Source organism: Variovorax sp. J22G73 (assembly GCF_030317035.1).
GTDB lineage: Bacteria > Pseudomonadota > Gammaproteobacteria > Burkholderiales > Burkholderiaceae_C > Variovorax.
The window spans coordinates 405,186-418,089 of the sequence record NZ_JASZYK010000005.1 but is presented as its reverse complement, the minus strand read 5'-3'; the positions used below and the strand labels follow the sequence as shown (position 1 = coordinate 418,089).

General features: G+C 70.0%; 11 protein-coding genes. 7 read left to right on the top strand and 4 right to left on the bottom strand.

The window, feature by feature from the left end:
• Positions 1-57: 57 nt before the first annotated feature.
• Positions 58-1,686 carry a thiamine pyrophosphate-binding protein gene (locus QTI51_RS21335; protein WP_286515627.1) on the top strand — a complete coding sequence of 543 codons (1,629 nt, stop codon included), beginning with the start codon at positions 58-60 and terminating at the stop codon, positions 1,684-1,686.
• Positions 1,687-1,724: 38 nt separating this feature from the next.
• Here the strand turns inward: QTI51_RS21335 and QTI51_RS21330 are convergent, their stop codons facing one another.
• The 4 genes from QTI51_RS21330 to QTI51_RS21315 all read right to left on the bottom strand — a co-directional run bounded on the left by QTI51_RS21330 (position 1,725) and on the right by QTI51_RS21315 (position 5,778).
• Positions 1,725-2,999, bottom strand: a complete 1,275-nt coding sequence (locus QTI51_RS21330) for an acyl-CoA dehydrogenase family protein (RefSeq protein WP_286515625.1) — start codon at positions 2,997-2,999, stop codon at positions 1,725-1,727.
• A gap of 29 nt (positions 3,000-3,028) precedes the next feature.
• A complete protein-coding gene (locus QTI51_RS21325; RefSeq protein ID WP_286515624.1) occupies positions 3,029-3,373 on the bottom strand; it encodes a DUF3088 domain-containing protein in 345 nt (114 codons plus the stop codon).
• 33 nt (positions 3,374-3,406) lie between these two features.
• Entirely contained in the window at positions 3,407-4,609 is a 1,203-nt protein-coding gene (locus tag QTI51_RS21320) for an acyl-CoA dehydrogenase family protein (protein ID WP_286515623.1), read from the bottom strand.
• Positions 4,610-4,734: 125 nt separating this feature from the next.
• The gene (locus tag QTI51_RS21315; RefSeq protein ID WP_286515622.1) at positions 4,735-5,778 is read right to left on the bottom strand and encodes an ABC transporter substrate-binding protein; all 1,044 of its coding nucleotides are present in this window, start codon (positions 5,776-5,778) and stop codon (positions 4,735-4,737) included.
• Positions 5,779-6,020: 242 nt separating this feature from the next.
• On the opposite strand from QTI51_RS21315, the gene QTI51_RS21310 reads away from it, so the two are divergent.
• From QTI51_RS21310 to QTI51_RS21285, 6 genes are all read left to right on the top strand, one after another.
• The gene (locus tag QTI51_RS21310; protein ID WP_503011531.1) at positions 6,021-6,839 is read left to right on the top strand and encodes a MetQ/NlpA family ABC transporter substrate-binding protein; all 819 of its coding nucleotides are present in this window, start codon (positions 6,021-6,023) and stop codon (positions 6,837-6,839) included.
• Complete coding sequence (locus QTI51_RS21305) at positions 6,836-7,975, top strand: methionine ABC transporter ATP-binding protein (protein WP_286515743.1); 1,140 nt, start codon at positions 6,836-6,838, stop codon at positions 7,973-7,975. The genes QTI51_RS21310 and QTI51_RS21305 overlap by 4 nt, the downstream gene beginning before the upstream one ends.
• Complete coding sequence (locus QTI51_RS21300) at positions 7,956-8,612, top strand: methionine ABC transporter permease (RefSeq protein ID WP_286515620.1); 657 nt, start codon at positions 7,956-7,958, stop codon at positions 8,610-8,612. Before QTI51_RS21305 ends, QTI51_RS21300 begins: the two co-directional genes overlap by 20 nt.
• A gap of 113 nt (positions 8,613-8,725) precedes the next feature.
• On the top strand, positions 8,726-10,129 hold the full coding sequence (locus QTI51_RS21295) for an LLM class flavin-dependent oxidoreductase (protein WP_286515619.1): 1,404 nt from the start codon (positions 8,726-8,728) through the stop codon (positions 10,127-10,129).
• Positions 10,126-11,571 carry an LLM class flavin-dependent oxidoreductase gene (locus QTI51_RS21290; RefSeq protein WP_286515617.1) on the top strand — a complete coding sequence of 482 codons (1,446 nt, stop codon included), beginning with the start codon at positions 10,126-10,128 and terminating at the stop codon, positions 11,569-11,571. The genes QTI51_RS21295 and QTI51_RS21290 overlap by 4 nt, the downstream gene beginning before the upstream one ends.
• Positions 11,568-12,812: an acyl-CoA dehydrogenase family protein gene (locus tag QTI51_RS21285; RefSeq protein WP_286515615.1), complete on the top strand. Its 1,245-nt coding sequence runs from the start codon at positions 11,568-11,570 to the stop codon at positions 12,810-12,812. The genes QTI51_RS21290 and QTI51_RS21285 overlap by 4 nt, the downstream gene beginning before the upstream one ends.
• Positions 12,813-12,904: the final 92 nt, after the last annotated feature.

The following is a 12,904-nucleotide window of genomic DNA, read 5'->3' as shown; positions in this document are numbered from 1 at the left end:
CGCCGGCGAGCTTTTCTCCCTCCAGATTCTTCGTCCTGCGCCAGGACCCGCGAACCCATGACCCATCCTTCGAGCCAACGAGGCGCCGACGCGCTCATCCAGTCCCTGCAGGCGGCCGGCGTGCGGCGCATCTTCACGCTGTCGGGCAACCACATCATGCCGGTGTTCGATGCCGCTTACGGCAGCGGCATCGAGCTGGTCCACACCCGCCACGAGGCCAGCGCGGTGCACATGGCCGATGCGTGGTCGCGCATCACCGGGCAGGTCGGCATCGCGCTGGTGACCGGCGGGCCGGGCCATGCGAACGCGGTGGCGGCGCTGTACACCGCGCAGATGGCGGAGGCGCCCATCGTGCTGCTGTCGGGGCACGCGCCCAACGACCAGATCGGGCAGGGCGCTTTCCAGGAGATGCGCCAGGCTGAGATGGCCGCGCCGGTCTGCAAGGCCGCCTGGGTGTGTGCGCATGCGGACGACGTGGCCGCCGATGTGGCCAAGGCCATTCGCCTTGCCCTGTCCGGCCGGCCCGGGCCGGTGCACCTGAGCTTGCCGACCGATGTGCTCGAGGCCGCGACCTCGGCGGGCGTGCCGGAAGCCGGCGCATTTTCTGCGGAGCCCGTGCCGCTCGACGCGGCCGTTGCGGCAGAACTGGTGCAGTGCCTAATGCAAGCGAAGCACCCCATGGTGCTGGTCGGCCCGGCCTGCATGACCCGCGCCGCCCGCGCCCTGACCGACGCGCTCGAACAGGCGACCGGCGTGCCGGTGATCGGCATGGAAAGCCCGCGCGGCGTCGGCGATGCGAGCCTGGGCGCGTTCGCGCAGTTGCTCGCGCGCGTCGACTGTCTCGTGCTGGTGGGCAAGCGGCTGGACTTCACGCTGAAGTTCGGCACTGCCTTTCCCGCGGCAGTGCAGGTGCACCAGGTCGATGCGGAGGCCGCGGAAATCGAACGCAGCCGCCGCGCGCTTGGTGAGCTGCAGGTCACGGCGCAGGCCGATGCATGGTCGGCGCTGCGGGCGCTGACACAACAGGCGCAGGCAGCGCACGAACCTTCAACTTCCGCTTGGTTGACTGAAGCGCGCAGCGCCATCGACTACCGCCCCGCGGCATGGGACCACGCCACGTCCCGACTGCCAGGCCGCCTGCACCCCGTGCAGATGCTGCGCCCGCTGCAGGCCGTGCTCGACAGCCACCCCGAATCCGTGCTGGTCTGCGATGGCGGCGAGATCGGCCAGTGGGCCATGGCTTGCCTGCGCGCGCCGCACCGCGTGAACAACGGCGTGGCCGGCGCCATCGGCGCGGGCCTGCCCTATGCGCTGGCGGCGCGCTTCGCCCGGCCCGAGGCACCCGTGGTCGCGGTGATGGGCGACGGCACGGTGGGCTTTCACATCGCAGAGTTCGACACGGCCGTGCGCCACGGCCTGCACTTCGTGGTGGTGGTGGGCAACGACGCACGCTGGAATGCCGAGTACCAGATCCAGCTGCGCGACTACGGCGCCGAGCGCCTCGTCGGCTGCGAGCTGCGGCCCCTGCGCTACGACACCGTCGCGCAGGCCTTCGGCGCGCACGGCGAAGGCGTGACCGACGCCGCCGCGCTGCCGCAGGCGGTGCAGCGCGCACTGGCCAGCAGGCTGCCGGCCTGCGTGAACGTGATGATCGAAGGCGTGCCCGCGCCCCTGATCAAGCACTGATCAAGCACTGATCACGCGCTGATCGGCACCCCCGCTCGTCACTGGAAGGTGCCGGGCTCGGGCACGGTGTCGCTCACGAACCAGCGCCCGACGTTGCGCGTCTTGTACTCGGCCGGGTTGTGCAGCGTGTGGATGCGCGCGTTGCGCCAGAAGCGGTCGAGGCCTTCGGGCCGCACGGCAGAGCGGGCGCCCATCACCTCGAAGATTTCGCTGGTCACTTCGAGCGCGACCTGGCCGGCCAGCACGTTCGCCGCCGCGATGGCCACCGCGGCCTCGCCGCGCTGCGCGTGGGTCAGCGCCTCGCCCTGCGCCGCCACATGGTCGAGCGCCGCGAGCGCGCGGTCGGCCAGCGCGGTGGCGGCCCGGGTCTTCACGTAGAGCTCGCCGTACTGGCGCTGCACCCACGGGTCGTCGGTGTGGCGCGCCACGCCCGAATGCACCCAGGGGCGCGACTTGTGCAGCGTGTACGCGCGCGCGGCGCGCAGCGCGCCCTGCGCGGTGCCGACGAACACGTTGAGCAGCACGCTTTGCTGCTGCAGCGGCGTCACGGTGCGCCAGGCTTCCGCTGGCGCGCCGGTCGGGTTGAGCGGCGCGGGCGCGCCCAGCACTTCGCTTCGATGCACGCGCACGCCGTGGTAGCTGACGCGGCCGCTGCCGGTCTGGCGCTGGCCGATGCCGTTCCAGTCGTCTTCCACCACGATGCCTTCGCGGTCTGAAGGAAGAGCGGCGAAGCGGCGCTCGCCGGTCTGCGGGTCTTCCCACGCCACCGACAGGAAGTCGGCCACGTGCGAGCCCGAGGTGAAGGGCCGGTAGCCGTCGAGCACGAACCACTCGCCCTCCTGCCGGCCGAACAGGCTCCTGGAGAAGCTGTTGGCGGTATTGCCCCAGAACCAGTTGCCTTGCACCGAGCGGCGCCAGAGCTCGGCGGCTTTCTCGGGCTCCTTGCGCAGGCGCGGGCTCAGCAGGCTGCTGTGGTGGTAGCCGAACAGGTGGCCCAGCGAGCCGTCGACCTGCGAGAAGGTGCGCGTGATGCGCAGGGCCGTGGACCAGGGCTCGCCCTGGCCGCCGTGCTCGCGCGGCAGCAGCAGGTGGAGCAGGTCGTTTTCTTTCAGCAGCTGGATCTGCGCCAGCGGCTTGCCGCCCGCGCGGTCGCGCTCGACGGCGTCGCGCTCGAAGATGTCGCGCAGCGCCACCGCGCGGGCCAGGTAGGGGTTGGCGGTGTCGGGCTCGAACAGGGCGGGCGCGTCGGCGGCGGCAGGGTGCAGGTAAGCGACGGCGGTGTTCGAGGTGCTGGGGGCAAGGGATGCGGACATGGGCGGCAGGTGGGGTGTCCGTCGGGGCGTCAGTGGACCTTGGGGAAGCCGTGGCGCTCCGCCAGCAGTTCCAGGATGCGGCGCGTGTCGGTCACGAAGCGCTTGTCGCCCAGCACGAGCGCATCCGCAGGCGCGGGCTGCTCGTCGCCGAGGATCAGCGCGGGCAGGCCCTGGTGCGCCTCGTCGAGCGCGGCGATCACCTCGGCGCGCGGGCGCGTGAAGGGCTGGTGCGACACATCGAGCCGCGCGCGCAGTTCGGGTGCCGCGGCCAGCAGCCCTTCGATGGGCAGGCAGTGCGGGCAGACGAAGTGCTCGCCCGGCTGTTTCGGGTCTTCGAAACCGGGGGCAAGCAGAAGGAGGCGGTCGCGGCTCATGACAGGTCTTTCAGATGCAAAAAATGAGGAGGCTCAGCGGTAGATCGCCGGCTCGGGGTGCGCGCCTGTCAGCAGCCAGGTGCCGACCAGGCGCTTCTTGTATTCGGCGGGGTTGTGCAGCGTGTGCGTGCGCGTGTTGCGCCAGAAGCGGTCGAAGCCGTTGGCCGTGGTGGCCGATCGCGCGCCCATCACCTCGAAGATGTCGCTGGACACCGCCAGCCCGGTCTCGCCGGCATAGAGATTGGCCGTGGCGACGGCGATGGCGGCCTTGCCGCGCTCGGCCTCGCCCAGCGCGCGGCCGTGGGCATAGGCCGCATCCAGCGCCGTTGCCGCGTCTTCGGCCAACTCGGTGGCGGCCAGCGTCTTGATGGCGAGCTCGCCGTACTTGCGCTGCACCCACGGGTCGTCGGTGTGCTTGTCCACGCCCGAATGCACCCAGGGGCGCGACGTGGTGTTGGTGTAGTCGCGCGCCTCTTCGAGCGCGCCCTGGGCGCTGCCCAGGAACACGTTGAGCAGCACGCTCTGCTGCAGCAGGGTGGTGAGCGAGGCGAAGGGCGTCAGCGGCTCGCCGGGCTGGCCGAGCAACTCGTCGTCGCGCACGCGCACGCCCTGGAAGCGCACGGTGCCGCTGCCCGTCTGGCGCTGGCCGATGCCGTCCCAGTCGTCTTCGATCACGATGCCTTCGCGGTCTTGCGGCACCACGGCGGACAGGCGCTGGCCCAGCAGGTTTTCCCACGAGACCAGCAGCCGGTCGGCCACGTGCGAGCCCGAGGAGAAGGGGCGGAAGCCGTCGATGACCCAGGCTTCGCCACCAACTGCGCCGTCATCGCTCTCGCGTCGGGCACTGGAGGTCGGCGACATCGCATTGCCCGAGTTGCCCCACAGCCACTGGCCTTCGGCCGAGGCGCGCAGCAGGCTGTCGCGCTGGGCCGGCGTGGCTCGCGCGTTGACTGCGTGCAGCGGCAGGTGGTGGTAGCCGAACAGATGGGCCAGCGAGCCGTCGGTCTTCGCGAATTCACGCACCACGCGCAGCACCGTGCGCCACGACGCGCCTGCGCCGCCGAACTCGGTGGGGATGGCCGCCGCGAGCAGGCCGCTTTCGCGCAGCAGGCGCACCTGTTCCAGCGGACGGCCACCGGCCTCATCGCGCGCCACTGCATCGGTGTGGAAGAGCTTGCGCAGCGCCGCCGCGCGTTCGACCCAGGGGTCGGAGGAGTCGTGTTCGAAGACGGGCATCGGTGCTTTCCGGGTGCTTTCAGGAAGATGAATTCATCGTAGGCCGCGGCCGATGCACACGCCAACGCGAAATTCGCGCATCGATATTCGGCCGCGGCCTGCCGCGAGTTCGCTTCGCCGGTGCGTCAGGCCAGCACGTCGACCGTCAGGAATTTCGCGAAGCGCGCCGGGTCGGTGGTCTTCTTCAGCACGCCCACCTGCTTGAGGTCGACCGCGTAGCTTTCGATCTCTTTCGTGAGGTCGAAGCGCTTCGTGTGGTGCTGGTAGCCGATGGTCGCCAGGATGGCGCCCAGGTCGTCCTGCGCCACCTTGGGAAACAGCTTGCTCACCGCGCGGCCGGCCTCGTTCGGGTTGTCGGAGATGAAGAGCGCGGCCTGGTGCAGCGCACGCACCACGCCCGCCACCAGCTTCGGGTTGCGCTTCACCAGCTCGCCGCGGGCCGCGACGATGCAGCACAAGCGGTCCTTGAAGTCGCCCTTCAGGATGTTGGCGATCTCGGTGTACGCGCCGGGGCTGCGCTTTTCCACCAGGTAGAGGTTGGGGTCGGAGTCGGCGATGACATCGATCTCGCCCTTCTTCACCGCCACGTCGAGCTGGTCGGCGGGGTACACGCGCCATTGCACGTCCTGCTCAGGGTTGACGCCGCGCCGCGCCAGCGCGGTCGAGAAGAACTGGCGCCCGTAGCCCGCGGGGCTGGCCACGCCGATGGTCTTGCCCTTCACGGCCTCGATGCTCGCGATGCCCGAGCCCTTCGGCGCGAGCACGCGAATGCAGCCCGCGTGCGCCGTGCCGACCACCTTCACGTCGAAGCCGGCCTCCAGCGGCTTGAGCCATGCGTGGATCAGCCCCAGCGAGATGTCGGCCTTGCCGGTGGCGATCGATTCGAGCACCTGGTCGGTGGCGCCCGCGAAGTTGATGATGTTCACCTTCACGTTGTTCTTCTCGAAGTAGCCCAGCTCGTTGGCCACCACAATGGGGCTCAGGCACAGGCCGGTGCCGGTCCACGAGAGCGTGAGCGGCTTGTCGTCGCCGTCCGCGCTCCAGGCGCGCTGGCCGAGCAGGCCGAGGCCGGCGGCGCCCAGCGTGGCGGCGGCGCCGCGCACGAGGGTGCGGCGGGTCGGCAGACGTGAAGAGGGGGAGGGCAATGCGGGGTGCGGTGAACGGCTCATCGAAAAGGCTCCTTGTGAAGACGTGGACGAAACGGTGGGAACGGCGGGGACGGGTGGGAACGCGGGAGCTGCGAACGTATCGGCGCTCGCCTCGCGCGGTCAACGAATAAAAGCGCATGACCAAACGCGCCGTCGTGCTTCGTCGCCGAGCGAGATTGCTTGTGCGAAAAATTTCTTTCTCTCCCGCGCGCCGGCCTCTGAAGATCGGCCGCTCCATCCGGAGAGCAACGAAAGAAGAAGCAATGAAGAAACGCAATGTGTTCCGCGCGCTGGGCGCCGTGGTGCTGGCATCGATGACGCTGTGGGCGCAGACCGCCGCCATCGCGCAACCCTCCACGCTGCGCGTGGGTGTGCGCGGCGGGGTCGACGAGGAAATCTGGGAGGTGGTGACCAAGGTGGCCGCGCAGAACGGCCTCACCGTGAAGACGGTGGTGCTCACGGGCTCGGCCAGCCCGAACGAGGCGCTGAACAACGGCGACCTGGAGGCCAACTCGTTCCAGCACATTCCCTTCCTGAACGACCAGATCAAGCAGCGCGGCTACAAGCTGGCTAACGTGGGCACGACCTACATCTCCCCCATCGCCTTCTATTCGAAGAAGTTCAAGGCCTTCAAGGACCTGCCCGACAACGCGAAGCTGGGCATTCCCGACGACCCGAGCAACCAGACGCGCGCGCTCGTGGTGCTGCGCGACCAGGGCGTGCTCACGCTGCGCGACGGCTTCGACCCCGCGCTGGGCACGGCCACGCTGAAAGACGTGACCGGCTACAAGAAGAAGGTGCAGCTGGTGGAGGCCGCCTCGGTGGTGCTCGCGCGTTCGCTGGAAGACGTGGACGCGTCGGCCATCGTCAACACCTTCGCCTACCAGGCCGGCCTGATCGCCACGCGCGACGGCCTCGCGGTGGAGAAGAAGGAGAACAACCCCTACGTCAACATCATCGTCGTGCGCGAGAAGGACAGGGACGCCGCGTGGGTCAAGCCGCTGGTGAAGGCCTACCAGTCGGAAGAGGTGCGCAAGTTCATCCAGACCAAGTACCAGGGCTCCGTCCTGCCCGTGTTCTGAAAACCGAGGCGCAATCCGGAGAGCACGGCCTCCAGGCAGCGACAACGTCAGCGTCCGCGTCCGCGTCCGCGCACAGCCCTCACATCGTCTTCGACCAGGTCCGCAAGGACTACGAGGGCTCCGCCGGCCCGGTGCGGGCGCTGGAGGCGGTGTCGTTCTCGGTGGCGCGCGGCGAGGTGTTCGGCATCATCGGGCGCAGCGGCGCGGGCAAGTCGACCTTGCTGCGCACCATCAACGCGCTGGAACAAGCCAGCGGCGGCAGCGTGCACGTCGACGGCGTCGACGTGGGCAGCCTCGACGAAGACGCGCTGGTGCGGCTGCGCCGGCGCATCGGCATGATCTTTCAGCACTTCAACCTGCTGTCGGCCAAGACCGTGCGCGAGAACGTGGCGCTGCCGCTGAAGGTGGCGGGCGTGGCGCCGGCCGCCGTGCGCGAGCGCGTCGATGCGTTGCTGGAGCTGGTGGGCCTGCGCGACAAGGCCGAGGTGTACCCGGCGCAACTCTCGGGCGGCCAGAAGCAGCGCGTGGGCATCGCGCGTGCGCTGGTGCACCGGCCGCAAATTCTGCTGTGCGACGAGGCCACGTCGGCGCTGGACCCGGAAACGACGCAGTCGATCCTGGCGCTGCTGCGCGACATCAACCGCCGCTTCGGCCTCACGGTGGTGCTCATCACGCACGACATGGCGGTGATCCGTGAGGTGTGCGACCGCGTGCTGGTGCTCGACGGCGGGCGGCTGGTGGAGCTGGGCGAGGTGTGGCGCGTGTTCGGCAAGCCGCAGGCCGAGGCCACGCGCGCGCTGTTGCAGCCGCTGCTGCACGACCTGCCGGCCGACCTGGCCGCTTCGCTGCTGCCCGACATCGCGGCGTTGCAGGGCCGCCCGGGCAAGGCGGTGCTGAGCGTGGGCTTCGACGGCGCGTCGCGCCCGCAGGGCCTGAGCTTCGAGGCGCTGGCGGCGCTCGGGCCCGGCGCCACCTGGCTGCATGGCGGGCTGGACCGCATCCGGGGCCATGCGCAAGGCCGCCTGCTGGTGGCCGTGCCGGCAGGGGAGGGCAAGCCGTTCGACAACGAAGCCGCGCGGCTCGCGCTCGCGGCCGATCGCATCGAGGTACTGGGCTATGTCCACGCCGGAGATTGACAAGTACGTGCAGGCCTTCCTGCAGACGCTGGCCATGGTGAGCGTGTCGGCCGTGATCGCCATCGGCCTGGGCCTGCTGCTGGCCGTGGTGCTCACGGTGACGGCGCCGCGCAACCTGTACCCCAGGCCGCACCTGCACCGGGCGTTGTCCGTCGCGGTGAACGTGTGCCGGGCGATTCCTTTCATCATCCTGCTGATCGCGTTGCTGCCGGTTACGCGCTTCCTGGTCGGCACCACGCTGGGCACCTGGGCCGCGGTGGTGCCGCTGGCGGCCAACCTGATTCCGTTCTACGCGCGCATTGCGCAGGTGAGCCTGAACGACGTGGACGGCGGGCTGGTCGAGGCGGCGCGCGCCATGGGCTGCAAGCGCTGGCACATCGTGCGCCACGTGCTGCTGCCCGAGGCGCTGCCCGGCATCATCGGCGGCATGACGGTGAGCGTGATCGCCATGGTCAACGCCTCGGCCATGGCCGGCGCGGTGGGTGCGGGCGGGCTGGGCGACCTGGCGATCCGCTACGGCTACGAGCGCTACGAGACGCGTGTGATGTTCGAGGTGATCGTGATCCTGATCGCGCTGGTGTCGGTGATACAGCTCGCGGGGGAGTGGCTGGCGCGCAGGGTGGATCACCGGCGCTGAACCACGGGCAACGCGTGGCCGGCAATGAAGGGCGCGCGTTGCCCGCTTAGCGCATATGCATGTGCGTTTTCCTTCGCTGGGCGCGCCGGCGTCGAAACTAATAATTTCCGCTCATGTCCGAGCACCGCCCCCTGATCCTCAACGCGTTCGCCATGAGCGCGGTTTCCCACCTCAACTACGGCCTGTGGCGCCACCCGGACGACCAGAGCTGGCGCTACAACGAACTCGCGCACTGGACCGGGCTGGCCCGCACGCTGGAAGAAGGCGGCTTCGACAGCCTCTTCATTGCCGATGCGCTCGGCCAGCTCGACACGCACGGCGGCAGCGCCGATGCGTCGTTGCGCACCGGCACGCAGTCGCCGTTGTCCGACCCGCTGCTGCTGGTGTCGGCCATGGCGGCGGTCACGCAGCGGCTGGGCATCGGCGTGACGGTGTCGACGACCTACGAGCACCCGTACCTGCTGGCGCGCAAGTTCACCACGCTCGACCACCTGAGCAACGGCCGCATCGGCTGGAACATCGTGACCTCGCAGCTCGACAGCGCCGCGCGCAACCTCGGCCTGGCCGAGCAGCTGCCGCACGACGAGCGCTACGAGCGCGCGGACGAATTCCTCGACGTGGTCTACAAGTTGTGGGAGCGCTCGTGGGACGACGACGCCGTGCTGCGCGACCGCGAGCGCGGCGTGTACACCGAGCCTTCGCGCGTGCACCCCATCGGCCACGCCGGGCGCTGGTACACGGTGCCCGGCGCGCACCTGAGCGAGCCCAGCCCGCAGCGCACGCCGGTGCTGTTCCAGGCCGGCGGCTCGCCGCGCGGCCAGCGCTTTGCGGGGCAGCATGCGGAGCTGGTGTTCGTGGCCGGCGCCAACGCGGCGGGCATCCGCCGCAGCGTCGATGCCATCAAGGCCTTTGCGGCGCAGGCCGGGCGCGCGCCCGACGCCATTCGCTTCGTGGCCCCGGTCGCGGTGGTGACCGGGCCCGACGACGCGGCCGCGGCCCACAAGCTCGCCGAGTACCGGCGTTACTACGACGCCGAAGGCGCCATCGTGCATTACTCGGCCAGCACGGGCATCGACTTTTCCACGCACGACCTGGACGCGCCCATTCGCCACCAGGAAACCAATGCGAACCGCTCGCTGCTGAGCAACCTGACCCACGACCCGACGCGCGCCACGCCGTGGACCTTGCGCGAGGCACTGGCGCCGGCGCAGGGGTTCGGCCGCCACAAGACACTGGTCGGCGGGCCCGTCACCGTAGCCGATGCATTGCAGGCATGGCTGCGCGACACGGGCACCGACGGCATCAACCTGGCCGCCATCGTCAACCCCGGCAGCTTCAGCGACTTCTCGCAGTTCGTGGTGCCCGAGCTGCGCCGCCGCGGCTTGCTGGCACCGCCCGCAGCCAATCCGAAAATCCCACAAACACTGCGCGAGCGCCTGTTCGGCCACGCGGGCCTGCCGCCCGACCACCCCGGGCACCGCCGCGCGGCGGCCCGCTCCTTCGCACCGCAACCATGAGCCTCGCAGACAAACCCCGCGCCCCGCTGATCCTCAACGGCTTCGGCATGAACGTGGTCGGCCATGTGTCGGCCGGCCTGTGGCGCCACCCGCGCGACCAGGCGCACCGCTACACCACGCTGGCCTACTGGGTGAAGCTGGCGAAGCTGCTCGAACGCGGCGGCTTCGACGGCATGTTCCTGGCCGACGCGGTGGGCCACCTCGACGTGTACGGCGGCAATGCCGATGCCTCGCTGCGCACGGCGGCCCAGTCGCCGGTGAACGACCCGCTGCTACTGGTGTCGGCCATGGCCGCGGCCACCGAGCACCTGGGCTTCGGCATCACGGTGTCGACCACCTACGAGCAGCCCTACCTGCTGGCGCGCAAGTTCAGCACGCTCGACCACCTGACCCGGGGGCGCATCGCGTGGAACGTGGTCACCTCGATGCTGGAGAGCGCGGCGCGCAACCTAGGGCTGGGCCAGCAGATCGACCACGACGAGCGCTACGACCGCGCGCAGGAATTCCTCGAGGTCACGTACAAGCTGTGGGAAGGCTCGTGGGAAGAAGGCGCCGTGGTGCGCGACCGCGAACGCGGCGTGTACACCGACCCGTCGAAGGTGCACCCCATTCGCCACAAGGGCCGCTGGTACGACGTGCCCGGCGCGCACCTGAGCGAGCCCAGCCCGCAGCGCACCCCGGTGATCTACCAGGCCGGCACTTCGCCGCGCGGCAAGCTGTTCGCGGCGCTGAACGCCGAGGTGATCTTTCTGGGCGGCACCAACCCGGCCGCGATCCGGCGCTCGGTGGACGCCATTCGCGCGCAGGCCGTGGCGCTGGGCCGCGCGCCCGACGCCATCAAGTTCATCACCGCGGTGAGCGTGGTGGCCGCGGCCACCGACGCGCAGGCCGAGGAAAAGTACCGCGACTACCTGTCGTACACCAGCACCGAAGCCGCGCTGGCGCTGTTCTCGGCGTGGACCGGGGTGGACTGGTCGGCCTACCCGGCGGACCACCCGCTCGAATACATCGAGACGAACGCGAGCCGATCCATTCTGGCGGCGCTGTCGCAGGTCGATGCCGGTCGCCGCTGGACGGTGGGCGGCATCGCCGAATACATCGGCATCGGCGGCATCCATCCGACGCTGGTCGGCGGGCCGGCCAAGGTGGCCGACGAGCTGGAAGCGCTGGCCGAAGCCGCCGGTGTCGACGGCTTCAACCTGGCCTATGCCATCAGCCCCGGTTCGTTCGAGGAGTTCGTCGAGTTCGTGGTGCCCGAGCTGCGCGCGCGCGGCCGCATCAAGCCGCGTGCCGAACGGCCGTTGACGCTGCGCGAGCGGCTGCATGGCGAAGGGCACGCGCGGCTGCGCGACGACCACCCGGGGGCGGTGTTCAGGTCGCTCTCGCAACTTGCGCCAACACCTTCTTCAACATTTTTTTCCGAGCCGGCCTCCGCTTCATGACCCTCGCTTTCAACACGCACGCCGTCGTGCCTTACCGCGGCCTCGACGCCACGCAGCTCGCCCATTGGGAATCGGTGGCGCGCGACGTGGCGTCGCAGCTGGCCGCCACCGCGCTGGCACGCGACCGCGCCAACCTTGAACCCCGGGCCGAGATCGCCCTGCTGCGCGACAGCGGCCTGCTGCGCCTGGCCACACCCGTCGAATTCGGCGGCGCGGGCGCCAACCTGCTGCAGGCTTTGCGCATCGGGCAGCGCGTGTCGGCGGCCGACGGCTCCATCGGGCAACTGCTGCTGTACCACTACTCGAACGGCGTGTGGAGCCACATTCTCGGCACGCCCGCGCAGTGGGAGCAGGTGGCGCGCGGCGTGGGCGACCGGGGCTGGTTCCAGGGGGGAGTGAGCAACCCGCGAGACCCGAAGACCGACATCGCCGAGCGCGACGGCAAGCTCTACCTGAGCGGCACGCGCACCTTCGCTACGGGCGCGTCGATTGCCGATGTGCTCACCGTGTCGGTGTGGCGCGGCGAGCGGCTCGTGCACCTGCAGGTGCCTGCCCACCGCAAGGGCCTGCGCTACGAAGGCGACTGGGACAACCTGGGGCAGCGGCTCACGGCCAGCGGCAGCGTGGTGTTCAGCGAGGTCGAGGTCGACCCGTCGGAGCGGCTCGCGGGGCTGGACGAATGGCCCGGCGGCGCGGAAGGCGCCGCGCGGCGCGACGGCCTGCGCTCGCAGTTCAGCCAGCTCATCTTCGTGTACCTGTACCTGGGCATCGCCGAGGGCGCGTTGGAAGCGGCGGGCCGCTATGTGCGCACAGCCGGCCGGCCCTGGCCTGAGTCGGGCCTGGCCGATGCGGGGCAGGACCCGTATCACCTGCAGCTGCTGGGGCGGCTCTCGGCGGGCGTGGCGGCGGGGGTCGCACTGGCCGACTCGGCCGCCGTGCAATACCAGGCCGCGCTGGAAAAAGGCCCCGCGCTCACGGCGCAGGAATGGGGCGAGCTGGCGCTGCGCATCTCGCAGGCCAAGTCGGTCGCCAGCGAAATATCCGTGGAGACCACTTCGCAGATCTTCCAGGCCACGGGCGCACGGTCCACCGCCAACAGCCACGGCCTGGACATCTTCTGGCGCAACGTGCGCACCCACAGCGTGCACGACCCGTTGCCGTATCGGCAGCGCGAGGTCGGGCAGTTCGTGATCAACGGCGTGTTGCCCAAGCCGCGCGTGTTCGTGCCGCCCAAGGCGTGAACACATCGACGCACACCGCCTCGCACCGCATCGATTTCTTTCTTATCTGGAGTGGCCCTTTGCCTGGGCCTTAGCCGAAGCCATGTCTGATT